The sequence below is a fragment of the Geodermatophilus aquaeductus genome (assembly GCF_900182545.1).
GTDB classification, from domain to species: domain Bacteria; phylum Actinomycetota; class Actinomycetes; order Mycobacteriales; family Geodermatophilaceae; genus Geodermatophilus; species Geodermatophilus aquaeductus.
In genome coordinates, this window is the sequence record NZ_FXTJ01000011.1 from 53647 (window position 1) to 80407 (window position 26761).

The following is a 26761-nucleotide window of genomic DNA, read 5'->3' on the forward strand; positions in this document are numbered from 1 at the left end:
GGGGTCCTTCTGCTAAGCGGGTCGGTCCTCCGCCGGGCGCTGCGGGGTCCGGCGCGGCGTCGGCGGCGCAGGCCGGCGGCGGGGCGGGCGGCGTGCCGTCTCGGCGGGCACCCGGGCGAGGTGTGCCTCGGCCAGCGCCACCTGCTGCGGGGAACCGACCTTGCGGCCCTGCTCGCGGGCGCCGCTCCACCAGTCGCGGGCGGCCACCGTATCGCCGGTGCGCTCGGCGATCCGCCCGAGCACCTCGTCGTAGGCGCCGAGGCTGAACGCCGGGGTGCCGAGCACCGCCTGCCGCCCGCGGAAGGGCAGCAGCTGCACGGTGGCCATCGTCAGCTCGGGCTCGTCGCCGAGGTGCAGCGCGGCCTCGGCCTGCAGCAGCACCGCGACGTCGCTGGCCCAGTCCCGGATCTGGGTGCGCCCCCACCGGGCGCGCAGCCGCCGCGCCTCGGCCAGGTCGCCGGACTCCGCGGCGGCCAGCACGGCCATCAGCTGCAGCAGCGGGTTGCCCTCGTCGCCGGTCTCCACGAGCAGGTCGATCGCCTCGGGCAGCCGCCCGTCGGCCCGGCGCAGCGTGAACAGGTGCGCGGCGTAGGCGTGCCGCGAGTGCGGCGTCACCCGGCGGTAGAGCTCGTGCGCCTCGGTGGTCAGCTCCTCGGCGCGCGCCGCGTCGCCGGCCAGCCACGCGGCACCGGCCTGCTGCCACAGCACGTGCGGGCGCACCTCGGGGCCCGACAGCGAGAAGGCCAGCCGCCGTCCGGCCTCCATGTCAGCCTCGAACCCGGCGCGGTCGGTCAGGTGCAGTCGGATCGCTGCGCGGTGCAGCCGCGCGTAGAACTCGGTGCGCCGCGGCAGCCCGTGCCCGGCCAGGGCCAGCGCCTCGTCGGTGGCCGCCAGCCGCAGCTCGGCGGCGCCCGGGCGGCCCCACACCGCGAGCGAGTAGTTGTTCAGCGTCCGGCTCAGCAGCTCCGGGTCCCCGACGCCGCGGGCCAGCGCCACCGCCCGCTCGGCGTACCGGACGCCGCGCTGCAGGTCCTCGCTGAAGGCCAGCTCGACGCCGAGGGTGCCCAGCAGCCGCGCGGTCAGCCGGTCGCTCTCGGCCTCGGTGGCCTCCGGCGCGATCTCGTCGCGGTGCTCCAGCAGGTCCTCGAGCAGGGCCACCATCTCGGTGTCGACGACGCCGTGCGGCCGCCAGTTCCACAGCGTGACCGAGCCCCAGACGGCGGCGGACTCCAGCTGGCAGCGCCGGTCGCCGAGCTCGCGGGCCAGCGCGATGGCCTCGCCCACGACCTGCTGGGCCTCGGTGCGCTCGCCGCTGCGCAGCAGGTCGTTGCCGAGCGCGGTGAGCAGGTCGTGCCGGGTGCGGGCGGCGCCGGGCTGCGACGGGTCGACCAGCCGTAGCGCGCGGCGGGTGTGCACGGCGGCCTCGCCGTCGGCCAGGCGGGCCCGGGCCGCGGTCGCGGCGGCGGTCGACCAGCGCAGTGCGGCGGCGGGACCGCTGATCGGGGCCGCCTCCACGAAGTGGTGCGCCAGCCGCTCGACCAGCGCGCCGTCGGGCCGGCCGCCGGCCAGCCGGCGCTCGAGCGCCTCGCCCAGCCGCGCGTGCAGCCTGGCCCGCCGCAGCGCGGGGAGGTCGTCGGCGAGCACCTCGCGCACGAGCGCGTGGGTGAACCGCCAGCTCCACGGGGTGCCGCCCTCGACGACGAGCCCGGCGGCGACCGCGGCGTCGAAGGCGGCCAGCGCCTCCTCGGCGGGCTCCCCGGCGGCCTCGAGCAGGTCCAGGGACACCTCGCGGCCGGCGACGGCGGCCAGCTCCAGGACCGGGCGCGCGCCGGCGGGCAGCCGGGCCAGGCGGGTCCGCAGCACCTCGACCACCGACGGCGGCACCGGCACGGTGTGCAGGTCGCGGCCGCCGCGCATCCAGCGCGACAGCTCGACGACGAAGAACGGGTTGCCGGCCGTGCGGTCGTGCACCGTGGCGGCCAGCCCGGGGTCGCCGGCCGAGCCCAGCTGCGCGGTGAGCAGCGAGCCGACGTCGTCGGGGTCGAGACCCTCCAGCGTGATCGTGGTGGCCGACGGCTCGCGGGCCAGCCGGGCCAGGCAGTCCTCGACCGCCTCGGGCAGGTCCTCCCCGACGCTGCGCACCGTCACGAGGACGAGCAGTCGCACCCGCGGCAGGTGGCGGGCGAGCAGGGTCAGCAGCTGCACCGACGTGGTGTCGGCGCCCTGCAGGTCGTCGAGGACGACGAGCACCGGGCGCTCGCCGGCGGCCGCGGTGAGCCGGGCCCGCAGCGCCTGGAACAGACGGAACCGGGCGGCGTCGGCGTCGTCCCCGTCCTGCCCGCCGGGCGCGGGCGGCTCCTGGCCGAGCTGCTCGAGCACCTGCGTCCACGGCCACAGCGCGGGGGCGCCGGCGTCGTCGGCGCAGCGGCTCTCGGCGACCGCCCACCCGGCGGCGCGGATCGTGTCGGCGACCGCCTCGGCCAGCCGGGTCTTGCCGATGCCGGCCTCCCCGCTCAGCACGACGACGGTCCCGCGGCCGGCGGCGGCCTGCTGGGCGACCGCCCGCAGCCGGGCGAGCTCGGTGCGGCGGCCGACGAGCGTCTCGTCGCCGGGCGCGGCCAGGGGCGTGGGCGCCGGCGGGGGCACCACCGACAGCACCGGCCGGGGCACCCGCGAGGTGAGCCGGGGGTCCTGGCGGAGCACCGCCTTCTCGAGGTCGCGCAGCTCGGGGCCGGGGTCGATGCCCAGCTCCTCGCGCAGCAGCTCGGTGCAGCGGCGCAGGGCGTCGAGCGCGTCGGCCTGCCGGTCGGCGGCGTAGAGGGCGGTCACCAGCCGCGCCCACAGCCGCTCCCGCAGCGGGTGCTCGGCGACCAGGCGCTGCAGGTCGGTGACGGCGGCGTCGGCGCGGCCGACGGCGAGCAGCGCGTCGCAGCGGCGCTCGCGGGCGCGCACGTGCAGCTCGGTGAGGCGCAGCCGGTCGGTGGCCGCGCCGGGGGCGTCGCCGAGTTCGGCCAGCGGCTCGCCGCGCCACAGCTCCAGCGCGCGGTCGAGCGCGGCCACCCCGCCGGAGGGGTCGCCCGCCCCGACGGCGCGGTCGCCCTCCTCCACCAGCCGGGCGAAGCGCAGGCTGTCGAGGTCCTCGGGGCCGACCTGCACCAGGTAGCCCGGCGCGCGGGTGAGCAGCACCGACGGCGCCTGGCGGGGCCCGCGCTCGGGCTCGAGCACCCGGCGCAGGTGCGACACGTAGGCCTGCAGCGTGCCGGTGACCGTGGGCGGCGGCTCGTCGCCCCACAGCGTGCTGACGATCCGGTCGATCGGGACGACCCGGCCGGCCTCGGCCAGCAGCAGCGTCAGCAGCGCGCGGGGCTTGGCCCCTCCGACGTCGACGGGGCGGTCGTCGGGACCGGTGACCTCGAGGGGGCCGAGGACGCGGTACCGCACGACCGGGCATCCTCGCAGGTCCCGGCCCGCAGCGGGAGGGGTCCGCGCGGCCCAAGTCGGGCGCAAGTGGCCGTCAAGACGGCGGGGCCACGGTCACCCTCGACCTTCTCCCTGCCCCGAGGAACCCCCGCCATGAGCCTGACCCGGACCCCCGCCGCGGCCCCCACCCGCGCACGCCGCTCGACGACGCCCCCGTCCTCCTCGACCCCGCGGCGGTCGCGGACCTGCGCGGCCGCGTCCACGGTCCGGTCTACGTCGCCGGAGACGAGGGCCTGGCCGCCGAGGTCGCCGCCTGGAACCTCGCCGTCATCCACACGCCCGCCGTCGCGGTCGGCGCCACCTGCGCCGCCGACGTCGCCGCGGCCGTCTCCTTCGCGACCGCGCAGGGCCTGCCGGTCGCCGTGCAGGCCACCGGCCACGGCCCGGTGCGCAACGCCGACGGCGCGCTGATGATCACCACCCGCCGCATGCAGGGCGTCAGCGTCGACCCGGCGCGGCGCACCGCCCGGGTCGAGGCGGGCGTCAAGTGGCAGAAGGTGATGGCGGCCGCCGCCGAGCACGGGCTGACCGGGCTGTGCGGCTCGACGTCTGACGTCGGTGTCGTCGGCTACACCCTCGGCGGCGGGATGGGCTCGCTCGGCCGCAAGCACGGGTTCGCCGCCGACGCCGTCCTCAGCGTGGAGATGGTCACCGCCGACGGCGTGCTGCGCACGGTCTGCGCCGACACCGAGCCGGAGCTGTTCTGGGCGGTGCGCGGCGGCAAGGGCAACTTCGGCGTGGTCACCGCGCTGGAGTTCGAGCTGTTCCCGGTGCCGGCGCTGGTGGCCGGCGGGTTGTTCTTCGCCGGCCGCGACGCCGCCGCCGTGCTGCACGCCTACCGCACCTGGGCGCCGACGCTGCCCGAGGAGGTCAGCACCTCGGTCGCGGTGCTGCGGCTGCCGCCGCTGGAGGAGCTGCCGCCGCCGCTGCGCGGGCAGACGGTGGTGCACCTGCGCTACGTCTACGCCGGCGAGGACCCCGCGCTCGGGACCGCGCTGGTCGCGCCGATGGAGTCCGCGGGCGAGGTGCTGCTCGGCGGCGTCGGGCCGATGCCGACCACCGCCCTCGACGCGGTGCACATGGACCCGACCGACCCGATGCCCGGCTGGGAGAAGGGGATGCTGCTCGCCGACCTCCCCGCCGAGGCCGTGGACGCCTTCCTCGCCGTCGCGGGCCCGGACGTGCAGGTGCCGCTGATGATGGCCGAGATCCGCCAGATGGGCGGCGCGCTGGCCCGCCCGGCGCGGGTGCCCGACGCCGTCCCGGGCCGCGACGCCGCCTGGTCGGTGTTCGTGGTCGCCCCGATGGTCCCGGAGCTGGCCGAGGTCGTGCCCGCGGTGGGGCGTGGCGTGCTGGCCGCGCTGGCGCCGTGGGCCGCGCCCGGGCGGATGGTCAACTTCCTCGGCGACGTCTCCGGCCCCGACGAGGTGCTGGCGGCGTGGGATGTGGAGGCCGCCGGGCGACTGCTCGCGGTCAAGCGCGCGGTCGACCCCGACGACGTCTTCTCCACCGGCTACGCGCTGCGGGCCCGCCGTGGCTGAGCCGGGGACCGCCGTCCGCCCGCCCCGTCCGCCCGCGTGGCTGCGCCGCCGGATGGGCATCGCCCCGGCCCTGCCCCCGCCGGGGTGGACCCCTCCGCCGAGCACGATCAGGTGAGCTGGTCGTGCTGCGTCCTGGCTCACTGCCGACGGTGAGCCAGGACGCGCGACGCTGAGCTCAGCTGATCGTCCGCGCGATCAGTCGGGCAGGAGGACCCCGGGGTTGCAGATGCCCTGCGGGTCCAGCCGCTGCTTCACCGCGCGCAGCACCTCCACGCCGAGCGGGCCGACCTCGCGCTCCAGCCAGGGGCGGTGGTCGGCCCCGACGGCGTGGTGGTGGGTGAGCGTGCCGCCGGCCGCCAGGAGCGCCTCGGTCGCGGCCCGCTTGGCGCCCAGCCACTGCTGCAGCGGCAGGGCGTCGTCGCGGTCGGCGAGCACGGTCACGTAGAGGGAGGCGCCGGTGGCGTAGCCGTGCGACACGTGCGTCATCAGCAGCGGCTGCCGTCCGGGCCGGCCCAGCGAGGACCGCAGTGCCGTGCGGACGGCGTCGTACACCGCCGGCAGCGCCGTCCAGGTGGCCGCCGTCTCCAGGGTCTCGACCAGAAGGCCGGCGTCCAGGAGGGAGTCGCGCAGGTACGGGGCGGCGAAGCGGTGCGCCCGCCAGGACTCGCCGACCCGGCGGCCCACGCGCGCCGCGCCGTGCTCGCGCAGCACCGTGACCGCGGCCCGGCGGCGGGCCCGGACCACGTGCGGGAGCCCCTCCCAGCCGGCGACGAGCAGGCAGCCGTCGGCGCGGCCGCGGGCGCGCAGCGCGCCGCGCAGCAGCCGGGCGCCGGCGCCGCCGGCGTTGAGCAAGTTGGCGCGGGTCTCCTCGGGGTCGGAGAGCCGGACGACGTCGGGCAGCAGGTCGTGCCGCGCCAGCCGCTGCAGGCCGGCCAGCCCGTCGGCCCACGTGCGGAACGACCAGCCCTCGTAGCGCCGGGTCCGCGGCGCCGGGCGCACCCGCAGCCGCAGCTCGGTGACGATGCCGAGCGCCCCCTCCGAGCCCAGCGCGAGGCCGAGCAGGTCGGGCCCGGCCGCCGACGCCGGCGGGGAGCCGAGCTCGAGCACGCCGGACGGCGTCGCGAGCGTCAGCCCCGCCACCAGCTCGTCGAAGCGCCCCACACCGGTGGAGGACTGGCCGGCCGACCGGGTGGCCGCGTAGCCGCCGAGGGTGGCGTACTCCCAGCTCTGCGGCAGGTGCCCGAACGCCAGGCCGCGCGCGCCGAGCGCCTCCTCGAACGCCGGCCCGCGCATGCCCGGCCCCACGGTGACCAGCGACGAGGCGACGTCGACCGAGGTCACCGACGCCATCCGGGCGAGGTCGACCGCGAGCGAGGGCCGGTCGTCGGGGTCGATGCCCGACAGGCCGCCGACCACGCTGGTGCCGCCGCCGAACGGGACGACGACGACGCCGTGCTCGGCGCACAGCGCGAGCAGCGCGGCGGTCTCGGCGGTGCTCCCGGGCAGGGCGACGGCGTCGGGGGCGTCGGAGGCGTCGCCCTCCCGCCGGCGCAGCAGGTCGAGGTAGCTCTTGCCGCCGGCCCGGCGCAGCCGCGCCTCGCGGTCGGTGCGCACGTGCTCCTCGCCGAGCAGCGCGACCAGCGCCTCGTGCACCTCCGCGGGCAGCCGCGAGGGCGCCAGCCGGATCTCGCCGACGGCGACCGGCGGGGTGGACCGCGGCTGCCAGCCCAGCTCCCTCGCCAGGTGCCGGCGGGCGGCCTTCGGGAGCGGCAGCTCCGGGTCGCGGGTGAGCTCCAGCTGCCCCTCGGGGGCGCCCTCCGACGCGGTCACGGTGGCCACGCGGGACGTCCCCGGCCCCCACCCCTGGACGGTCAGTTCCGGCTGCTCGGGCACGGCTACAGTCTGCCGGTGCTCCGACCGGGACCCCGCACGTGACCGGCGACCCCGACCTCGCGCCGGAGCGCCGCGCGGCCGACGTCGACGCGCTGACCAGCGGGGACGTCGACGTCGTGGTGGTCGGCGGGGGAGTGACCGGCGCCGGCGTGGCCCTCGACGCCGCCGCCCGCGGCCTGTCCGTGGCGCTGCTGGAGCGCGCCGACCTCGCCGCCGGGACCAGCCGCTGGTCGAGCAAGCTCGTGCACGGCGGGCTGCGCTACCTGGCGCACGGCGAGATCGGCCTGGCCCGGGAGAGCGCCCGCGAGCGCGCCGTCCTCATGCGCACCACCGCGCCGCACCTGGTCCGGGCGCTGCCCTTCCTCGTGCCCGATGCCGCCGGCCGCGACGTCAGCGCCGTCGGCGCGCTGGGCGGGCGGCTCGGCGACGCGGTGCGCCGCTCGGTGCGCGGCGGGCGCGGCTCGCTGCCCGGCACCCGCCGCGTGGGCGCCGCGGAGGTCGCCCGGCTGACGCCCGCGGTGCGCCCCGGCCGCGGCGGCGCGGTGTTCTGGGATGGCCAGCTCGCCGACGACGCCCGGCTCGTCGTCGCGCTGGCCCGCACGGCGGCCGCGCACGGCGCCCGGGTGCTGACCGGGGCGCGGGTGGCCGGCGTCGACGGGTCCGAGGTGGCGGTGGAGGTCGACGGCGCGGCGCTGACGCTGCGGGCCGGCGCGGTGGTCAACGCCACCGGCGTGTGGGCGCAGGCGCTGGCGCCCGGGATCCGGCTGGTGCCCTCGCGCGGCTCGCACCTCGTCGTGCGCGCCGACCGGCTCGGGGACCCGCTCGCCGCGCTGACCGTGCCGCTGCCCGGCTCGCGGTCGCGCTACGTCTTCGCGCTGCCGCAGCCGGGCGGGCTGGTGTACCTCGGGATCACCGACGAGCCGGTGCCCGGGCCGGTGCCCGACGACGACCCCGTCCCGTCCGACGGCGAGGTGCGGCAGCTGCTCGACACGGTGAACCGGGTGCTGGCCGTGCCGCTGACCCGCGACGACGTCGTCGGCGCCTACGCGGGACTGCGGCCGCTGGTGCTGCCGGAGTCGGCGGGGGCGGGGCCCGGCGACGCCACCGCGGACCTGTCCCGGAAGCACCTGCTGCGGTGGGACGGACCGGTCCTCTCCGTCGTCGGCGGGAAGCTGACCACCTACCGGGCGATGGCCGCCGACGCCGTCGACGCCGTGGTGGAGCGGCTGGGTCGGGGCGCGCGGCGCTCGCCCACCGCCCGGCTGCCGCTGGTGGGGGCGGCGTCCCCGCCGGACCTGGCGGCCGTCGCCGCGCCCGCCCGGCTGGTCGCCCGCTACGGCACCGAGGCGCCGCGGGTGGCCGCGCTCGGGCCCGAGCCGGTGGTCGGCGGCCGGCCGGAGACGGTGGGGGAGCTGCGCTTCGGTGCGCTGGCCGAGGGGGCGCGGAACGTGGCCGACCTGCTCGACCGGCGGGTGCGCCTGGGTCTTGTCCCCGCCGACCGTGAGCGCGCGCTGCCGACCGCCGAGGCGATCCTCGCGCCTCACTGAGTGGGAGATCTGTTTCGCTGAGTGGGACGGGCGGAGCAGGATGCCGGCGTGGACACCTACACGCACGGGCACGCCGAGCCGGTCCTGCAGTCGCACCGCTGGCGGACCGCGGAGAACTCCGCCGGGTACCTCCTGCCGCACCTGCGGCCCGGGCTCGACCTGCTCGACGTCGGCTGCGGGCCGGGGACGATCACCGTCGACCTCGCCCGGCGGGTGGCCCCGGGGCGCGTGCTGGGCCTGGACGTCTCGGCCGACCCGCTCGACGAGGCGCGGGACCTCGCCGCGCGCGAGGGCGTCGCGGTGACCTTCGCCGTCGGGGACGTCTACGCCCTCGACCTGCCCGACGACTCGGTCGACGTCGTCCACGCCCACCAGGTGCTGCAGCACCTGACCGACCCGGTCGCCGCGCTGCGCGAGATGGCGCGGGTGTGCCGCCCCGGCGGGCTGCTCGCCGTCCGCGACGTCGACTACGCCGCCACCACCTGGTTCCCCGCCGACCCGGGCCTGGACCGGTGGCTGGACCTCTACGGCCGCGTGGCCCGGGCCAACGACGCCGAGCCCGACGCCGGCCGCCGGCTGGTCGCCTGGGCGCACGCCGCGGGCCTGCGCGACGTCACCGCGTCGGCGTCGTCGTGGTGCTACGCGTCGGCGGCCGAGCGGGAGTGGTGGGGCCGCTCCTGGGCCGGCCGCGCGACGGCGTCGGCCTTCGCCGAGCAGGCCACGGCCTACGGGCTGGCCACGCGGGACGAGCTCGGGGAGCTCGCCGCCGCGTGGCTGCGCTGGGCCGCCGCGGACGACGGCTGGCTCGCGATGCTGCACGGCGAGCTCCTCGTCCGCGTCTGAACCTGGCCGGGGGCGGCAGAGATGGCCATCTCTGCCGCCCCGGGCCGGTCAGCCCTGGCGGGCGGCGTTGGCCTGGACGGCGGTGCTCACCCACTGCGCGAGGCCGGGCGCCACGTTCTCGTACGTGGCGGTGAACCGCTCGTCCTCGACGTACATCCGCCCCAGGGCCGCGTGCATCTCCGGCGGGCAGTCGTAGAAGTTGCCGGTGATCTGCTGCCGGTGCTCCTCGGCGAGGTCCATCGCCTGCGCCGAGTCGGGCGCGACGCCGGCCCGCAACGCGGCGGCCATCCGCTCCATGAGGTCCTCGCCCTCGGCCTTGATCCGGACCCAGTCCTCCTTGGTGTAGGCCGCGCTGCGCCGCGAGGACTCGCGGTAGGCGTCGGTGTCGCCCCAGCGCTCCTGCACCTCGGCCTCGTACTGCTCGGGGTCGTGCTCGCCGAAGACCTCGAACCGCTCCTGCGGGGTCAGTGAGATCCCCATCTGTCTCGCCTCCATCTCCTTCTCGACGGCCGCGACCATCGCCTGCGTGCGCTCCAGCCGGTCCCGCAGCAGCCGGTGCTGCCGGCGCAGGTGCTCGGCGGGGTCGGCGGACGGGTCGTCCAGCAGGGTCGCGACCTCCTCGAGGGGGAACCCGAGCTCGCGGTAGAGCAGCACCTGGTGCAGCCGGTCCAGGTCCGCCGCCGAGTAGCGGCGGTAGCCGGCCGCGGTGCGGCCCGACGGCGACAGCAGGCCGATCCGGTCGTAGTGGTGCAGCGTGCGCACCGTGACGCCGGCCAGCGCCGCCACCTCTCCCACGTTCACGCGGGTCCCTCCTCCCTGACGACGATGAGTGCACAGCCTGACGTCGCGTCAGGGTCAAGCGCGATCCCCGGACGGCGCGGCACCGGCCGCTGGGCGAGGATCGCGGGCATGGACGACGACGTCTCGCCCGAGGACCGCTTCCCCCGGCAGCGCATCGCCGTCCGCGGCACCGAGATGGCCTACGTCGACGTCGGGGAGGGCGACCCGATCGTCTTCCTGCACGGCAACCCGACGTCGTCCTACCTGTGGCGCAACGTCATCCCGCAGGTGCAGCACCTGGGCCGCTGCATCGCGCCGGACCTCGTCGGCATGGGGGAGTCCGGCAAGCTGCCCGACCCCCGGCGCGGCACCTACTCCTTCGCCACGCACGCCGCGCACCTCGCCGACCTCCTGGAGGCGCTCGGCGTGGAGCGGCGGGTCACCTTCGTGCTGCACGACTGGGGCTCGGCGCTGGGCTTCGACTGGGCGCGGCGCCACCCCGAGGCGGTGCGCGGCCTCGCCTTCACCGAGGCCATCGTCACCCCGATGACCTGGGCCGACTGGCCGGCCGACGCCCGGAAGATCTTCCAGACCATGCGCGGGGACGACGGCGAGACCGTGGTCCTGGACAAGAACGTCTTCGTCGAGCGCATCCTCCCGGCGTCCACGCTGCGCGGGCTCACCCCCGAGGCGCACGAGCGCTACCGCCAGCCGTTCCGCGAGCGCGCCGACCGCTGGCCCACGCTGGAGTGGCCGCGGCAGATCCCCATCGCCAACGTCCCGCCGGCGGTGCACGACGTCGTCGCGCGGTACGGCGTCTGGCTGCGCACCAGCGCCGTCCCCAAGCTGTTCCTGAACGCCGAGCCGGGCTCCATCCTGGTCGGCCGGCAGCGCGACCTGGTCCGCAAGTGGTCCTCGGTCACCGAGGTGACCGTTCCGGGCGCGCACTTCGTGCCCGAGGACTCGCCGCACGCGATCGGCCGGGCGCTGGCCGACTGGATCCCGACGCTGCCCTGACGCCCCCGACTCGCCGCGGGCGACGTGGCACAGCCCGGTGACCAGGCGAGGTCAGCGCCCCGAGGGGATCTCCCCGCGCGACGTCGGCTCCGGGGCGGACGGCCGGAGGACGCTCTTCTCCGCACCCTGGCCGAACAGCTCGGGGTGGCGATAGAGGCCCTTGTCACCGGCGGGTTTCTCCTCCTCGACCACGAGCGGATGTGCCTGCGCCCAGAGGTCCTTGCGACGGCCGACGAGTTGCCACGACACCTTCATCCCGGGGGCGCCACCACCGATCGTAAAGCTGCCCTGCGACATCTCCCGCGCGACGTAGACCGCCGCGGCGCCACCGATGCAGGTCAGCTGGTACCGGAAGTCCTCGTTGAGCGCTTCGACCCACTCCGGCAGTTCGACGACGGCCTCGCCGGCGTCGTCGAGGACCACGTTGCCGGTGTAGAGATTCGCCTGCTCCGAGGATTCCACGCTGGCGTGGACGAGGTAGCTGTTCGCAGGGTCGAGCGGGTGGTCCATCACGAAGAACTTGCTGGTGGCCGTCAACGTCCCGAAGACCCGCACATCGCCGTCGAAGACGCCGGCAGGGAAGTCCGTCCCACTCCTCGAGTGGAGCCCCGTCCCATTGGTCTCGATGAGGACGCCGAGGCCCGGGTTGCACAGACTCACCGCGGTGTCGCCACCCGGCAGGTTCGCCTCGTTGCGGAAGAAGGCGGCTCGGCCGCCGCCCGACGTCCGGGCATCGAGTGCGGCACCGCGGTTGTTCGGGTTCACGATCCGGAACCGGCCGGCGGTGGCCGGGCCGAGACTCATCGTCGTGGCCAGCAGTGCCGGATTCGGGTTGGTGCTCTCGTCGGTCACCTCGAACACCCCGGCCGTGCCGGCACCGGTCTGTCCGTGCACTGCGACACCGGATCCGGTCGAGCCCTGCACTCCGCCGGCGCCTCCGCTCCCGATGACACCGAAGGACTTCCCGCTGGTGCCGAGTACGCCGATGCCTCCCGTAGCCGAACCCTGGACGCCCGTGGTGAAGGAATCGCCGCCCTGCTCCGGCGGGACGGCGCCACCGAACACGCCCACGCCGTGTACGGCGAACCCCGCTATGGCGTCTCCGCCGAACTGACCTCTCGTGTTGGTGATCGTCAGTGCCGTACCCGTGACGTCGACGGTCTGCGTGCACGGGACAGGCAGGTCGCAGTCCACCATCCCAGGACTCCTCACACTCGTGCCGGCGAGGCTGCCGGATGCCACGTCCGTCGGCTCCGTGACCGTGCGGGATCGGGATCCAGCCGCCCGGGCTCCTCCGCAGCCCGTGAGAGCCGCGCACCCGCGACCGGTGACGGGTCAGCGGCGCGACTCGTCCGGTCGCGTTCGGGTACGCGTTCGTGGTCGCGGAGAACCGCTGCTGCCATCGCCGGCCGTGGCCCTCCACTCGCCTCGCCAGAGTAGGGAGCCCGCCGTCACCACGACGTCACTGTCGCGTCGATGGTCGACTTCTCCGGCTCACCGAGTGGAGCGCGCCGGGCCGTGCACCTGCGAGACGAGGTCGTCACGACCTGCCTCGGACGTGCCCCTCGCGCCGCCCTCGAAGAGGCGGTGGATACACGATCCGCAGGAACGCCTCAGTCGAGCGCGCGGCGGCGGAAGCCGACCAGGCTGAGCACCCCGAACACCACCAGGAAGCCGGTCAGCGCCAGGGCGCACACCGCCAGCGACAGGTGCGGCACCTGCGGCGCCATCTCCGCGCGCAGCGCCTCGCTGACGTAGGTCAGCGGGTTGAGCGCGCACACCACCTGGAACCAGCGCAGCTGGTCGAGCGCCGGCCAGGGGAACTGCGTGGAGCCGGTGAACAGCAGCGGCGTGAGGACGACGGCGAAGACGACGTTGATCCGGTTCGGCTTCACGAAGGTGCCCAGCGTCATCCCCATCGCGGCGCCCACCAGCGACCCGAGCACGAGGAAGAACACCAGCAGCGGGACGTCGGACCAGGTCACCGGCAGCTCGCCCAGTACCCACAGGCCGATCGGGAACATCACCGCGGCCGCCACCAGCGCCCGCAGCGTCGCGAAGACGACCTTCTCGACGGCGACCAGCGAGGTGGGCAGCGGAGCGAGCAGCCGGTCCTCGATCTCCTTGGTGAACGAGAAGTCGATGACCAGCGGGAACGCGGTGTTCTGCAGCGCGGTGAGGAACGCGGCCAGCGACACGACGCCGGGCAGCAGCACGTCGGCGTAGGCGCTGGAGGTGAAGCCGAGCTCCACGAGCACCTTGCCGAAGACGAACAGCAGGAAGACCGGCTGCAGCACCACCTGCAGGAGGAACGGCACGAACTCCCGGCCGGTGACGAACACGTCGCGCCACAGCAGCGCGGTGAACGCCCGCGCCACGTTCGGCCGCGCGGGCGCGCCGGCCGACGTCCTCGGCGTCTCGACGGCGGTCATCGCAGCTCCCGTCCGGTCAGGCTGAGGAAGACGTCCTCGAGGCTGGGCTCGCCGATCCGCACCCCGGTGAGCCGGGCGCCGCGAGAGGTGAGCACCTCCGACACCGGGCCGACCGTGCCCGCGGCGTCGGAGGAGAGGTACAGCCGGGCCCGCAGGCCCGCGGCGTCGGCGACCGGCTCCACCCGCTCGGCCTGCGGGAGCGCCCCGAGCGCGGCGAGCACCGCGTCGTCGCTGTCGCCGGGGGCGCGCTCGACGTCGACGTCGAGGGTGGCGCTGCCGGGCAGCGAGCGGGTGAGCGCGGCCGGGGTGTCCAGCGCCAGCAGCCGGCCGTGGTCCATGATCCCGACCCTGTCGGCCAGCGCCGCCGCCTCGTCCATGTCGTGCGTGGTGATCACCACGGTCACCCCGCCGTCGCGGAGCTCGCGCACCCGTTCCCACACGAACAGCCGGGCCTGCGGGTCCAGGCCGGTGCTCGGCTCGTCGAGGAACACCACCTGCGGGGCGTGCATCAGCGCCCGGGCGATGAGCAGCCGCTGCGCCATCCCGCCGGAGTAGTTGTCCACCTTGTCGCCGCCGCGGTCGCCGAGGCCCAGGCGGTCGAGCAGCTCGTCGGCCCGGCGGTTGCGCTCGGCGCGGCCCATGCCGTGGTAGGCGGCGTGGAAGACCAGGTTCTGTCGCGCGGTCAGCGAGCGGTCGAGGTTGGAGCGCTGCGGCACCACCGACAGCCGGCTGCGCGCGGTGACCGGGTCGGCCGCGACGTCGACCCCGGCCACGCGGGCCGTGCCGCCGGTGGGCAGCACCCGGGTGGTGAGGACGCCGATCGTCGTCGTCTTCCCCGCGCCGTTGGGCCCGAGCAGGCCGAAGACCTCACCGCGCTGCACCGTGAAGCTGACCCCGGCGACGGCGTCGACCGGTCGGCCGGGATAGCGCTTGACCAGGTCGGTGACCTCCACGGCGGCGTCCATCGGCGGCCATGGTGCCACTCCGCGGCGGTACGACCGCGCCCGTCACGCCGCCGGCGCAGCGGCCGCCGCGAGGGCCTCGTCCACGGTCGGCATGCTGCCGGTCGACGGCAGTGCCCGGTTGCCGAAGGAGGACAGCCGCGGCGCCCACCGTCGCATCGCCGTCCGGTGCGGGTCGGTGCGCGCGAAGGCCCGCATCGCCGTCGCGTCGTCCCACCACGAGACGGTGGCGAAGGACCGGGCGAGCGGCTCCGCGCGCAGCAGTGCCGAGCGCGCGCCGGGGGAGCGCGACACCTGCCGCAGTATCCGCAGCGAGGTCGCCATGAACAGCGGCACGTCGCGCAGCCGGCGCAGCCGCAGCTCGGTGAACAGGACGACGCCCGGGCCGTCGAAGGCGCGGCGGGCGGTCCAGGGCAGGTCGGGGATCACGGGCACGGCGGCCTCCTTTACAGGTGTAAAGCGACCGTACGCCCGCTGCTTTACGCCTGTAAAGTGGAATCCGTGGCCCGGGACCTCCGCAGCGACCTGCTCACCGCCGCCGGCGCGCTCGTGGAGCGGACCGGATCGGTCGACGCCGTGTCCCTGCGCGGCGTCGCGCGGGAGGCCGGCGTCAGCGCGCCGGCCGTCTACGGGCACTTCGCCGACCTCGGGGACCTGCTCGACGCCGTGGTCGCGCAGGGCTTCACCGACCTCGTGGCCACCGTCCGCGCGGCCACCGACGGCGTCGCCGACCCGGTCGAGCGGCTGCTGGCCGGCTGCCGCGCCTACGTGCGGTGCGGTCTGTCGGCGCCGGGCCGCTACCGCGCGATGTTCGGCTCGCGGCAGGTGCCCGCCGGCGAGGTCGCGTTCGACACCCTCGTCGACGCCGTCGACGCCTGCGTGCGCGCCGGCCGGTCGGGCAGCCGTGACCCCCGGGCCGACGCGACGCTGGTGTGGACGGCCCTGCACGGCCTGGTCACGCTCTGGGCCGGCTGGGTGGACCGCCCCGGGCCCGACCTCGACGCGCAGGTCGCCGCCCTGGCCTGCCGGCTGGCGCTGGTCAGCGACGGGAGCGCTTGACCGCGTACATCGCCGCGTCGGCGCGGGACAGCAGGCTGTCGGCGTCGTCGCCGCGCCGGGAGAGGGCCACACCGGTGCTCGAGCGCAGCGGCGGCCCGCCGTCGGTCGGCGTCGCCAGCGTCGCGGTGATGCGGTCGACCAGGCGCCGGGCGGCGTCCTCGGTGGCGGTGCCCGGGCACAGGACGACGAACTCGTCGCCGCCGATGCGGGCCACGGTGTCCCCGGGGCGCACCACCGCGCGCAGCGCCGCGGCCATCCGCAGCAGGGCGGCGTCGCCGGTGGCGTGGCCGAGCGTGTCGTTGATGGTCTTGAAGCCGTCGAGGTCGCAGTACAGCAGCGCGGCGGGTAGGCCCTCACGGGCCTGGACCTGCAGCGCCTGACCGACCCGGTCGAGCAGCAGCGCCCGGTTGGGCAGGCCGGTGAGGGCGTCGTGCAGGGCGGCCTCGCGCAGCCGGGCCTCGAGCTCCCGCTGCGCGGTCACGTCCATCATCGCGACGACGGCGCCGGTGAGCCGGCCCTCGGCGTCGAGCACCGGGGTGCCCGAGCCCCGCAGCACGCGCAGGGGGTGCCCGGGCCGGTCGATGGCCATCTCGGCGTCGCGGACCCGGCCCTCGGCGTACACCCGCGCCAGCGGGACCTCCTCCGGCCGCAGCCGGCGGCCGTCGGGGGTGCACAGGCCGAAGGCGTCGACGACGTCCTCGGTCAGCCGCGCCCCCTCGACCCGCTCGGCGTAGCGCTCGGGCAGGCCGTGCCACTCGCGGCCCAGTCGGTTCAACAGCGTGAGTCGGCCGTCGGCGTCGGCGGCCACCACGCCGACGGGCAGCGACTCGAGCAGCGCCCGGGTGAAGGCCTCCGAGCGGGCGGCGTGCCCGGCCGCGGCCTGTGCCTGGTCCCGGGCGGCCGCGCTGGCGGCGGCGAGGTCGGCGAGCTGGCGGGCCTGGCGGCGCCGCTGGAAGAGGGCGACGACGACCGCCGCGAGGTCGTCGAGACGCTTCCCGGTGTCGGGGGCGAAGGCGTGCGGTGCGGTGTCGAAGACGCACAGCGTGCCCACCGTCTCCCCGTCGACGACGAGCGGCGCGCTCGCGTAGGCCCGGACCGTGGCGCGGCGGCCGTCCACCCAGGGGTTGCCGGCGTAGCGCGGCTCGGCCGCGAGGTCGTCGTGGACCCGGGTGCGCGGGCCGCCGGCGTTCATCACCGCGCACAGCGACTCCTCGCGCGGCGAGGAGCAGCCGAGGAAGCCGTGCGGCACGACCTGGTGCTGCTCGCACGCGTCGAGGACGTTCACGGTCGCGCACGGCACCCCGGCCACGGCCGCGGCCACGCGCACGACGGCGGCGAGCTCGGCGTCCCGGGCGAGGTCCTCGAGGTCGAGGTCGGCCAGCGCTGCCGTGGGTTCGACAGTGGCCGGGGGAACGGTCATGGCACAGGCAACGGGTGGTGCGTGCCCCGGCTGCAGGGCGGCGGGGGGCGCGTTCCCCCGATCAGGTGAGGGCGCGGACGGTCTCCACGACGGCGAACACGGCGAAGACGACGAACAGCACCGCGGCCACCCGGCGGATCAGCGCCACCGGCAGCCGGTCGGCCAGCGTCTTGCCGAGGAACACCGCCAGGCCCGACACCGTGAGCAGCGCCGCCCAGGCGCCGATGAACACCGACAGCGGCTCGTCGAAGCGCGCGGCCAGGCCCGCGGTGGCCAGCTGGGAGAGGTCGCCCCACTCGGCCGCGAACAGCACGCCGAAGGAGACGGCGGCTGCGCGCAGGAACGACGTCCGCTCCCGCGCGTCGGCGGCCTCCCCGCCGTCCTCGGGCCCCTCGGACGCGCTGCGCCACAGCAATACCGCGCCCACGAGGAAGAGCACCGCGACGACGCCGCTGACCAGCGCCGTCGGCAGCAGGGACAGCAGGCTGCCGGCGGTGACGGCGATGGCGACCTGCAGGCCGAAGGCGGTGCCGACGCCGACGAACACCGGCAGCGGCGGGAACCGGGTAGCCAGGATGAGGCTGGCGAACAGCGTCTTGTCCGGCAGCTCCACCGGCAGGACGAGGACGAACGCCGTCACGACGACGGACAGGACGATCACGGGTGCTCTCTTCCGCTCGGCACTGCCGGGCGGGGGCGCGTGCCTCCGACCGGCAGCGCGACGACTGCTCCGGCCGAAGGTCTCGCCCACCCGCGCGGGGCGCGGGCCCGCTGACCGGGCGGCTCCCGCGGGAGCCGCCAGCATGTCGACCAGCGGACGGGGGGCTACTCCCCTTCTCGGGCGCCAACCCTAGACGACCGGGGCCGGGAATCCCGGTGCGCGCCGGTGTGTGCCCCGTTACCGTCGCGCCGTGCCATTCCGTTGACGCCCTGACCGGATCCCCCTGCCGCCGGCCGCGCGGCCACTGGCCCGCCTGGCCGTGGCCTGGACCGCGCTGTCCGGGCTGGCCCCCGTCTACCCGCTCTACGCGCTGCTGTTCCTCGACACCGGCCTGTCCGCCGCCCAGGTGTCGGGCCTGTTCGCCCTGTGGTCGGTGACCGGCCTGCTCGCCGAGGTGCCCACCGGTGTGCTGGCCGACCGCTGGTCGCGCCGGGGCGCGCTGGTGCTGGCCGGGGTGCTCGAGGCCGCCGGGTTCGTGCTGTGGACGGTCGCGCCGGGCCTGCCCGGCTTCGCCGCCGGGTTCGTCGTCTGGGGCGTCGGGGGCGCCCTGGTGTCCGGCGCCGGCGAGGCGCTGGTCTACGAGGGGCTCGCCGCGGTGAACGCGGAGGACGCGTTCGTGCGGGTCCAGGGCGCGACGACGGCGACCGAGCTGCTCGTGCAGGTGCCCACCGCTCTGCTGGCCGGGGTGCTGGTCGAGGCCGGCGGCTACGCGCTGGTCGGGTGGGCGAGCGTGGGGGTGTGCCTGGCGGCCGCGGCGCTGGCCACCCGCTTCCCGGAGACCGCGCCGACCGGGGACGACGACGGCGAGGGTGGGGGTGGTCTCCGGTCGGCCGTGGCGGAGGCGCTGCGCCGGCCGTCGCTGCGGATGGCGGTCGTCGCCGTCGCGCTGCTCGGCGGGCTCGACGCGCTGGAGGAGTACTTCCCGCTCATGGCGCGCGACCGCGGTGTGCCGACGGAGCTCGTGCCCACCGCCGTCCTCGTGATCGCGCTGGCGGGGGCCGCCGGCGCCGCGCTGGCCGGCCGGCTGGCGCAGCTGCCGTCCCGGGCGCTGCCCGTGCTGCTCGCGCTGTCGGCGGTCCTGCTCGCGGTCGGGGCGCTGACCGGGACCGCCGTGGCGCTGGCCGCCGTCGCGCTGTCCTACGGCCTGTACCTCGCCGTGCTGGTGGTGGGGGAGGCGCGGCTGCAGGAGCAGGTGCCGGGCGCGGCGCGGGCCACGGTGACGTCGGTCGCGGGCCTGGGCATCGAGCTGAGCTCGCTGCTGGTCTTCGGCGCGTGGGCGCTGGGCGCGGCGCCCGCCGTCGCGGTGCTCTTCCTCGCCGTCGTCCCCGTCGTCGCCCTCGGCCTGCGCGCCCGCGTCCGTGCCCCCTGAGCGGCAGAAATGGCCATTTCTGCCGCTGAGGCCTACCTCGCCGTCCGCCTGGCGATGCGGGCGGCGAAGACGCCGGCGGCATGGCCGTTGTCGATGTTGCTCACGACCACGCCCGGCGACGCCGAGTTGAGCATCGTCAGCAGCGCCCCGAAGCCGCCGAAGGAGCCCGGCTGCCCGGTCGAGGTCGGCACCGCGACGATCGGGACGTCGGTCATCGCGCCCACCGTCGCCGCCAGCGTGGCGTCGAGGCCCGCGACCACGACGAGGCAGTCGACGTCGTCGAGCAGCGTGCGGTCGGTGAGCAGCGGGCGCAGCCGGCCGCCGACGTCGTCGACCCGCACGACCTCGGTGCCGGTCACCCGCGCGACGAACGCGGCCTCGGCGGCCACCGACGCGTCGGCGGTGCCGGCGCACAGGACGCCCACCCGCCCGCGCGGCTCGGGGACGGGGCCGACGGCGGCCGACATCGCCGCGGCGTCGACCGTGGTCGACCCGTCGTAGGCGGCGGCCAGCGCGACGAGTGTGTCGGCGCTGGCCCGCACCACCAGCGCGGGCCGGTCCGGGTGTGCGGCGCGCGTCTCACGGACCAGCGCGAGCACCTGCTCGGTGGTGCGGCCCACGCCCCAGACGACGTCGGGCTCGGCCGGCACGGGCCGGGCCGGGGCGGCCGGCGGGGCCGGGTCGGGGGCGGGCGCCAGCGCGGGCTGCCCCGGGCTGCCCAGCGACAGCGGCGGGTCGGCCAGCAGCGGGGCGAAGCCGCCCACGGGGTCCAGCGCCGAGGACCGCACGGGTCCGACCCGGACGGTGGCCGGCCGGGCGGGCGCGGTCGGCGGCGGGTCCGCCGGGGCGTCGGGCGCGCGGGTCTGGGTGACCGCCGAGAGCCGGACGACGCGGTCGCGGCCGCTGCGCTTGGCGTCGTAGAGGACGCCGTCGGCGGCGGCGAACAGCGTCCGCCGGTCGTCGCCGCGGGTGGCCGAGGCGATGCCGACGCTGATCGTCACCGGCACGGTCACCCCGAGCGCCGCCCAGTCGTGGGCGGCGACGGCGCGGCGGATCCGCTCCAGCGCCCGCTCCGCCTGCTCGGCGGTGGTGTCGGGCAGCAGGACGACGAACTCGTCGCCCGCCCACCGGCACACCTCGTCGGTGTCGCGGCACCCGGCCAGCAGCAGGTCGGCGACGGCGCGCAGGACCGCGTCCCCGCCGGGGTGCCCGACGGCGTCGTTGATCGACTTGAACCGGTCGACGTCGACGACGGCCAGCGCCGGCGTGGTGCCCGCGCTGAGCAGGCCGTCGAGCCGGGCCTCGGCGTAGCGGCGGTTGGGCAGGTGGGTGAGCGGGTCCTCGTAGGCCTGGCGGCGCAGCTGCCCGGCGGCGCGCTCGTTCTCCAGCAGGCTCTTGCGCCGGCCGAACAGCTCCACCCAGCGGGTGCGCCGCTCGTCGACCCGGTCCAGCTCGTCGGCGAGATAGGCCTGCAGGTAGGGCAGGGCGCGGCCGGCGTCGTCGAGCTCGGCGTGCAGCGTGCACAGCTCGCGCAGCGCGGACCGGCGCAGCCGGGGCAGGCCGTGCTCGGTGGCCAGCGACAGCGCCTTGGCCAGCTGCTCGTCGGCGCCGCGTCCGTCGCCCTGGCGGCGCAGCGCCCGGCCGAGCGCGAGCAGCGCCGAGGCCAGCAGTGCGCGGTCGCCGGTGGCGCTGGCGATGCGGACGGCGGCGCGCAGCGGGCCGGTGGCGGCGGCGTGCTCGCCCAGCCCGACCAGCGCCGCGCCGTGGACCACCTGCGCGGCGACGATGCCGTCGGCATCGGGCGGCAGCTGCGCCAGGGCCTGCTCGGCCAGCCGGCGGCTCTCGGCGAAGTGCGGGACGGCGGCCTCGGGCTCGCCGTCGTCGAGGAGGGCCTCGCCCAGCTCCGCGCACAGCGCGCCGAGGCAGGTGGCGGCGCCGGCGACGAGCACGTCGGGGTCGCCGTCGTCGGGGCCGAGCGTGCCCTGCTCCGCGGCCGCGGTGGCCGCCTCCAGGGCGCGGCGCTGGTAGTCCAGCGCCAGCGGCATGAGCTCGAGGTCGGCGAGGACGCCGGCCAGCGTGCCCAGGGTGTCCACGAGCAGCGCGTCCGGCGGCAGGGCGGGGTCGAGCAGGCTGGCCGCCTCGACCGCCTCGTCCATCGCCGCGTCGATCCGGCGCGAGAGCAGCTCGATGCGGGCGTGCCGGGCCAGGCCGGCGGCGCGCTGCAGGTCGTCGTCGGCGGCGTCGAAGGCGGCCTTGGCCGAGCGCACCAGGGCGATGGCGAGCGCGGCGTGGGAGGCGGACTCCGAGCGCGGGTCGCCGTCGTCGCGGGCGCCGTCGCCGCCGTCGAGGAGGTCGGCGACGCCGGCGTGCAGGTCGAGGGACTCGGTCGCCTCGGGCGCGTCCAGCGGCTCGCCGACGAGGGTGAACCCGGCGACGCGCAGCCGGCGGACCAGCAGCTCGGCGCGCAGGGTGTCGGCCCAGGCGCGGCCCAGGGAGGGCTCGGGGTCGCGCGCGGTCTCCGCGGAGGCGGCGCCGGCCTCGGCGGGCCCGGCCTCGTACGGCGAGGACGGGTCGACGACCGACAGCAGCCGCTCGGCGTCGTCGAGCTGCCAGTTGGCGAGGGCGGCGGTCACCCGGTGGTGCAGGGCTCCCGGTGGCACCAGCGCACTGTGCACGCCGTCGGCCGGGGATGCGAGCACCCGGACGCGGGCACGCCGTGTGGCGCCGGTCCCGTCGTCCGTCGCGTCACTGGCGTCCCAGCCGCGGCCGGCGCTCACGAGGAGGACCCGTCGACGAGGCCGGGCGCGCGCACCCGGTTGCGCCCGCCCCGCTTGGCGGAGAACAGGTGCAGGTCGGCGGTGTCGAACAGCGAGCGCCAGCCTCCCGGCGCGGCGTCGTCGTCGGAGGCCGGGGCGGTGGCCACCCCGATGCTGACGGTGATCGGCTCGCTCAGCGCCAGGTCGCCCCAGTCGGCGTCAGCGACCGCCTCGCGCAGCCGCTCGGCGGCGGCCAGCGCCTGGGCCGGGGTGGCCGTCGGGAGGACGACGAGGAACTCGTCACCGGCCCAGCGGTACACCTCGTCGCCGACCCGGCTGTGCTCGCGCAGCAGCGTGGCCACCCGGCGCAGCACCTCGTCGCCGTGGGAGTGCGAGGTGTCGTCGTTGACCTCCTTGAACCGGTCGACGTCGACGACGGCCAGCGACAGCGGCTCGGTCCCCAGCCGCAGCCCGGCCAGCCGGCGCTCGGCGCTGCGCCGGTTCCCCAGCCCGGTGAGCGGGTCCTCCAGCGCGTGCCGGCGCAGCACGGCGGCCTGCCGCTCGACCTCCCGCAGGCGGCTGCGGCGGACGAACATCTCCGCCCACAGCTCCCGGCTGCGGGCGTGCGCGCGGCCGGTCTCGGCGCGGTAGGCGTCCAGCCAGTGCAGCGCCTCGGCCGGCCGGCCCATGGCGGCGGTGGCCTGGCCGAGCTCGAGCAGGCACTGCCGGTAGCGGCGCCGGTCGGCGGTGGCGGCGAAGGCCCCGGCGGCGTCGACGAGCAGGTCGGCGGCCTCCTCGGCGTGGCCGCCGCCGGTCTGCGCCTGGGACAGGCGGGTGAGCAGCCGGGACAGGGCCAGGTCGGCGTAGCCGCACAGCCAGGTGCTGCCGCTGCGGTGCACCCGCCGCTGCACGCTGCGCAGCGGGCCCAGCGCGTCGTCGAGGTCGTCGTGGCAGGCCAGCGCCCACGCCTGGACGACGTCGAGCAGGTCGAGGTCGTCGGGGTCGGGCTCGACGTCGAGCGCGCGGGCGTCGCCGGCGCGGGCCAGCGCGGTCCCGGCCAGCTCGTGCGCCCGGTCCGCCTGGCCCCGGCGGCGCAGGGTCTGCGCCAGCTCCACGTGCTGCTGGGCGCACAGCCGCAGCAGCAGCCACTGGTCGGCCGGGTCGGGCAGCGCGGCGGCCACCCGGTGCCCGCGCTCGGCCGAGGCGACGGCGAGCTCCTCGAGATCGAGGGCGGTGAGGGTCAGCGACAGCCACAGGTGCGCCTGGGCGAGCGCGCGGGACGGCTCGCCGGCGGCCGGCGCGGGCGGGTCGAGCTGCTCGGTGAGCAGGCTCGCGTCGACGGCGAGCAGCATCGCGGAGTCGGGGTGGTCGGCGGTCGCCTCGACGTGGGCGAGGTAGGCCAGGACCAGCGCCGTCGAGGCCGTCGGCGGGCAGCCGCCGAGGTCCTCGCGCGCGGCGGCCACCCCTGCCACGGTGGCGTCCCGGTCGCCGTCGAGGAGGCCGCGCCGGGCGGCCAGCGTGTGCCGCCAGGCCGCCCAGCAGGGGTCGCCGGCGGCATCGAGACGGGCCTCGACGTCGTCGAGGCCGGCGCGGAAGGCGGCGGCGTCGTCCCGGCCGCTCGCGGCCAGCAGGCACCACAGAGCAGCGTCGAGATCACCGTCAGTGACGGGAGAGGGGCCGGGGGTCACGCATCCCTCCTCCTCGACGCCGGGCGTCCGGCCGCACGGGCCGGCGGCGAGGCAGCTCCCCCCGGACGGGGATCGCACCCCTGTCCGACCGCACTACCCTCGTCGGGTGCCCCAGACGCCTCCGACGCGGTTCGCCTATCTCGGGCCCGAGGGTACCTTCGCCGAGGCCGCGCTCAGCAGCGCCGTCGCTCCTGCCGACGGGGTGCGGCAGCCGGCGGCCAGCGTCCCGGCCGCGCTGGCGGCGGTCCGCGCCGGCGAGGTCGACGCCGCCCTGGTGCCCCTGGAGAACTCGGTGGAGGGCTCGGTCCCGGCCACGATGGACGGCCTGGCCGACGGCGATCCGCTGGTCATCACCCGCGAGGTCTTCCTGCCGGTGTCCTTCGTCCTCGCCGTCCGCCCCGGCACGCGGCCCGAGGACGTCCGCGACGTGGTGAGCCACCCGCACGCGCTGGCGCAGACGGCCCGCACGGTGGCCGAGCGGCTGCCCGGCGTCCCCACGCTGCCCGCCTCCTCGACGGCGGCCGCGGCGCGGTCGGTGGCCGACGGCGAGCACGACGCCGCCGTGTGCGCCCCGATCGCCGCCGAGCGCTACGGCCTGGTCCCGCTGGCCGAGGACGTCGCCGACCACCCGGGCGCCGTCACCCGCTTCGTCCTGGTGTCCCGCCCCGGGGAGCTGCCCGCCCCGACCGGCGACGACAAGACCTCCCTGGTCGCCGTCGTCACCGACCGCACCGGCGCGCTGCTCGACGTCCTGCGCGAGTTCGCCGTCCGCGGGATCAGCCTGACCCGCATCGAGTCCCGGCCCACCCGCGACCGGCTGTGGGTCTACTCCTTCTCGCTGGACTGCGAGGGGCACGTGGCCGAGGCGCGGGTGGGCGAGGCGCTGGCCGCGCTGCACCGGGTGTGCGAGGACGTGCGCTTCCTCGGCTCCTATCCGCGCGCCGACGGCCGCGCCAGCCGGCCGGTGCCCGACGAGGCCGCCGACGCCGCCTTCACCGATGCCCAGGAGTGGCTGGCCCGGCTGCGCTCCGGTCAGGTCTGAGCGTGTACGTCCGCGGATGTGCACGGTGCACCTCCGCGGACGTGCCCGCTCAGGCGGGCTCGAGCTCGCGCTCGGGCTCGGCCTGCGGACGGCGGCGGGACAGCCGGCTCGGCCACCAGGTGCGGTCGCCGAGCAGCGCCACCGCCGACGGCACGACCAGCGACCGGACGACGAAGGTGTCGAGCAGGACGCCGAAGCCGACCAGGAACGCCAGCTGGGTGAGGAACAGCAGCGGCAGCACCGACAGGGCCCCGAAGGTCGCGGCGAGCACGAGCCCGGCGCTGGTGATGACCCCGCCGGTGACCGCGAGCGCCCGCAGGACGCCGTCGCGGGTGCCGTGCCGCTCGGACTCCTCGCGGGCCCGGGTCATGAGGAAGATGTTGTAGTCGATCCCCAGGGCGACGAGGAACACGAACCCGATGAGCAGGATGCCGGGGTCGCTGCCGGGGAAGCCGAACACGTTCTCGAACAGCAGCGCGGCCACCCCGACCGTCGCGCCGACGCTGAGCACCACCGTGGCCACCAGCAGCAGCGGGGCCACCAGCGCCCGCAGCAGCAGCGCCAGGACGACGGTGATGACCACCAGCACGCTCGGCACGATCACCCGCAGGTCGCGGGCGGCGGTCTCGCGGGCGTCGAGGTTGCTCGCGGTGTCGCCGCCCACCAGCGCCTCCGGGTCGGCGTCGTCGAGCCGGGTCCGCAGGTCCTGGACGACGTCGATGGCCTCGGTGCTGTCGGGGGCCACGGCGAGCGTGACGTCGAGGCGGACCAGGCCGTCGACGACGAGCGGGTCCGCGCCGGGCTGCGGCGGGCCCTCGGCACCGGTGAACGGCACCACCGAGGCGATGCCGTCGGTGGCCGCCGCGGTCTCGGCGACCTCGGGCCAGGTGGCCTCCGGGGTGACGACGACGGTCGGGGCACCGGCGCCGGCGTCGAAGTGGCGGCCCAGCGCCTCCTGGCCGTCCACCGCGTTCGACTCGCCGCGGATGGCGTCGGTGAACGTGATGCCGTCGGCGTCGTAGCTCGGCGCGAACACGGCCGCCACGACCAGCGCCAGGGTGCTGATCGCCAGGACGCGGCGCGGCCGGCGGCCGACCAGCGCGGCCACCCCGGCCCAGCCGCGGCCCTCGCGCACCTCGTCGCCGACCTGCGGGCGGAACGGCCAGAACGCGGCGCGGCCGAGCAGGACCAGTGCGGCGGGCAGGAACGTCAGTGCGGCGACGACGGCGAGGGTGACGCTGACCGCCGAGATCGGCCCGAGGCCGCGGTTGGAGGCCAGGTCGGAGAACAGGAGGCACAGCACGCCGAGGACCACGGTCGCGCCGGAGGCGACGATGGGCTCCCACGAGCGGCGCAGCGCGGTGCGCATCGCGGCGTAGCGCGACGGCTCCGTGCGCAGTTCCTCGCGGAAGCGGGAGACCAGCAGCAGGCCGTAGTCGGTGGCCGCGCCCACCACGAGGATCGACGCGATGCCCTGGCTCTGACCGTTGACGGTGATCAGCCCGGCGTCGGCCAGCAGGTAGGCGACCGCGGTGCCGGCGGTGAGCGCCAGGCCGGCGGTGGCGATCACCAGGAACGGCAGGATCGGGCTGCGGTAGACGACCAGCAGGATCAGCAGGACGACGCCGAAGGCGGCCAGCAGGAGCAGGCCGTCGATGCCCTCGAAGCCGTTGGCGAAGTCGGCGAAGATGCCGCCCGGACCGGTCACGAACGACGAGGTCCTGTCGACGGCGATGACCTCCCGGATCTCCTCGACCACCGGCACGAGCTCGTCGCCGATCTCCGGGGCCAGCGGGAGGACGGCCTCGACCGCCAGGCCGTCCTCCGAGGGGATGGGCGGGGAGGCCTGCCCGGCGAGGAACCCGGCGTCCTCGGCGACCGCTGTCGCCTCCTCCAGGCGCTGCCCGATCTCGCCGAGCGTGGCCTCGTCGAGGGGCTCGTCGGCCTCCCACAGCAGGATCGCGGGGATCGCCTCGGTGGGGGAGAAGTCCCGCTGCAGCTCGGCCACCCGGGTGGACTCCGCGCTGTCGGGGAGGAACGCGGCGTTGTCGTTCTCCTGCAGGCCGGTCAGCTTCCCGCTGAGCGCACCGAGCGGGCCTGCGGCACCCACCCACAGCAGCAGGACGAGCAGGGGGAGCAGCCAGCGGGCCCGGCGCGCCATAGTGTGATCCTCTCGACGGCCGAATGTCTCGATGAACGAGAGGTTAGGGG

Annotated in this window: 19 protein-coding genes; 7 read left to right on the forward strand and 12 right to left on the reverse strand. The window is 76.7% G+C overall.

The features are described 5' to 3' along the window. Positions 1–12 precede the first annotated feature (12 nt). Positions 13–3441, reverse strand: coding sequence for an ATP-binding protein (locus FN207_RS27365; protein ID WP_185938476.1), 3429 nt, complete (start codon positions 3439–3441; stop codon positions 13–15). A gap of 308 nt (positions 3442–3749) precedes the next feature. Here FN207_RS27365 and FN207_RS21300 point away from each other — a divergent pair, with 308 nt between their 5' ends. Beyond that, positions 3750–5021 carry an FAD-binding oxidoreductase gene (locus FN207_RS21300; RefSeq protein WP_246066254.1) on the forward strand — a complete coding sequence of 424 codons (1272 nt, stop codon included), beginning with the start codon at positions 3750–3752 and terminating at the stop codon, positions 5019–5021. A 195-nt stretch (positions 5022–5216) separates the two neighbouring features. Here the strand turns inward: FN207_RS21300 and FN207_RS21305 are convergent, their stop codons facing one another. Further along, complete coding sequence (locus FN207_RS21305; protein WP_142460464.1) at positions 5217–6914, reverse strand: FAD-binding oxidoreductase; 1698 nt, start codon at positions 6912–6914, stop codon at positions 5217–5219. A gap of 38 nt (positions 6915–6952) precedes the next feature. Between FN207_RS21305 and FN207_RS21310 the strand changes: the two genes are divergently transcribed. Beyond that, complete coding sequence (locus FN207_RS21310) at positions 6953–8461, forward strand: glycerol-3-phosphate dehydrogenase/oxidase (protein WP_142460465.1); 1509 nt, start codon at positions 6953–6955, stop codon at positions 8459–8461. 48 nt (positions 8462–8509) lie between these two features. Further along, a complete protein-coding gene (locus FN207_RS21315; RefSeq protein WP_142460466.1) occupies positions 8510–9304 on the forward strand; it encodes a methyltransferase domain-containing protein in 795 nt (264 codons plus the stop codon). Between the two features lie 48 nt (positions 9305–9352). Here the strand turns inward: FN207_RS21315 and FN207_RS21320 are convergent, their stop codons facing one another. Beyond that, the gene (locus FN207_RS21320; protein WP_142460467.1) at positions 9353–10105 is read right to left on the reverse strand and encodes a MerR family transcriptional regulator; all 753 of its coding nucleotides are present in this window, start codon (positions 10103–10105) and stop codon (positions 9353–9355) included. A gap of 108 nt (positions 10106–10213) precedes the next feature. Between FN207_RS21320 and FN207_RS21325 the strand changes: the two genes are divergently transcribed. Then, positions 10214–11101: a haloalkane dehalogenase gene (locus tag FN207_RS21325; RefSeq protein WP_142460468.1), complete on the forward strand. Its 888-nt coding sequence runs from the start codon at positions 10214–10216 to the stop codon at positions 11099–11101. A 51-nt stretch (positions 11102–11152) separates the two neighbouring features. Here the strand turns inward: FN207_RS21325 and FN207_RS21330 are convergent, their stop codons facing one another. The 4 genes from FN207_RS21330 to FN207_RS21345 all read right to left on the reverse strand — a co-directional run bounded on the left by FN207_RS21330 (position 11153) and on the right by FN207_RS21345 (position 14930). Beyond that, complete coding sequence (locus FN207_RS21330) at positions 11153–12298, reverse strand: hypothetical protein (RefSeq protein WP_142460469.1); 1146 nt, start codon at positions 12296–12298, stop codon at positions 11153–11155. Positions 12299–12714: 416 nt separating this feature from the next. Next, positions 12715–13533: an ABC transporter permease gene (locus tag FN207_RS21335; RefSeq protein WP_142460470.1), complete on the reverse strand. Its 819-nt coding sequence runs from the start codon at positions 13531–13533 to the stop codon at positions 12715–12717. Next, positions 13530–14498, reverse strand: a complete 969-nt coding sequence (locus FN207_RS21340) for an ABC transporter ATP-binding protein (protein ID WP_142460471.1) — start codon at positions 14496–14498, stop codon at positions 13530–13532. The genes FN207_RS21335 and FN207_RS21340 overlap by 4 nt, the downstream gene beginning before the upstream one ends. Before the next feature lie 42 nt (positions 14499–14540). Beyond that, positions 14541–14930: a DUF4188 domain-containing protein gene (locus tag FN207_RS21345; protein ID WP_142460472.1), complete on the reverse strand. Its 390-nt coding sequence runs from the start codon at positions 14928–14930 to the stop codon at positions 14541–14543. A gap of 66 nt (positions 14931–14996) precedes the next feature. Here FN207_RS21345 and FN207_RS21350 point away from each other — a divergent pair, with 66 nt between their 5' ends. Then, a complete protein-coding gene (locus FN207_RS21350) occupies positions 14997–15554 on the forward strand; it encodes a TetR/AcrR family transcriptional regulator (protein ID WP_185938477.1) in 558 nt (185 codons plus the stop codon). Here the strand turns inward: FN207_RS21350 and FN207_RS21355 are convergent. Both FN207_RS21355 and FN207_RS21360 read right to left on the reverse strand, forming a co-directional pair. Beyond that, complete coding sequence (locus FN207_RS21355; RefSeq protein WP_142460473.1) at positions 15535–16974, reverse strand: sensor domain-containing diguanylate cyclase; 1440 nt, start codon at positions 16972–16974, stop codon at positions 15535–15537. The genes FN207_RS21350 and FN207_RS21355 overlap by 20 nt on opposite strands. Positions 16975–17035: 61 nt before the next feature. Further along, positions 17036–17635, reverse strand: a complete 600-nt coding sequence (locus tag FN207_RS21360; RefSeq protein ID WP_246066238.1) for a TMEM165/GDT1 family protein — start codon at positions 17633–17635, stop codon at positions 17036–17038. Positions 17636–17954: 319 nt separating this feature from the next. Here FN207_RS21360 and FN207_RS21365 point away from each other — a divergent pair, with 319 nt between their 5' ends. After that, positions 17955–19064: an MFS transporter gene (locus FN207_RS21365; protein WP_142460475.1), complete on the forward strand. Its 1110-nt coding sequence runs from the start codon at positions 17955–17957 to the stop codon at positions 19062–19064. Between the two features lie 32 nt (positions 19065–19096). On the opposite strand, the gene FN207_RS27370 is transcribed toward FN207_RS21365, so the two are convergent. Continuing rightward, the gene (locus FN207_RS27370; protein WP_281282153.1) at positions 19097–21724 is read right to left on the reverse strand and encodes a diguanylate cyclase domain-containing protein; all 2628 of its coding nucleotides are present in this window, start codon (positions 21722–21724) and stop codon (positions 19097–19099) included. Positions 21725–21837: 113 nt separating this feature from the next. Then, positions 21838–23508: a GGDEF domain-containing protein gene (locus tag FN207_RS21375; RefSeq protein WP_142460477.1), complete on the reverse strand. Its 1671-nt coding sequence runs from the start codon at positions 23506–23508 to the stop codon at positions 21838–21840. A 106-nt stretch (positions 23509–23614) separates the two neighbouring features. On the opposite strand from FN207_RS21375, the gene pheA reads away from it, so the two are divergent. Further along, positions 23615–24550: a prephenate dehydratase gene (gene pheA, locus FN207_RS21380; RefSeq protein ID WP_142460478.1), complete on the forward strand. Its 936-nt coding sequence runs from the start codon at positions 23615–23617 to the stop codon at positions 24548–24550. Positions 24551–24599: 49 nt separating this feature from the next. On the opposite strand, the gene FN207_RS21385 is transcribed toward pheA, so the two are convergent. After that, positions 24600–26711, reverse strand: a complete 2112-nt coding sequence (locus tag FN207_RS21385) for an MMPL family transporter (protein ID WP_142460479.1) — start codon at positions 26709–26711, stop codon at positions 24600–24602. Positions 26712–26761 lie beyond the last annotated feature (50 nt).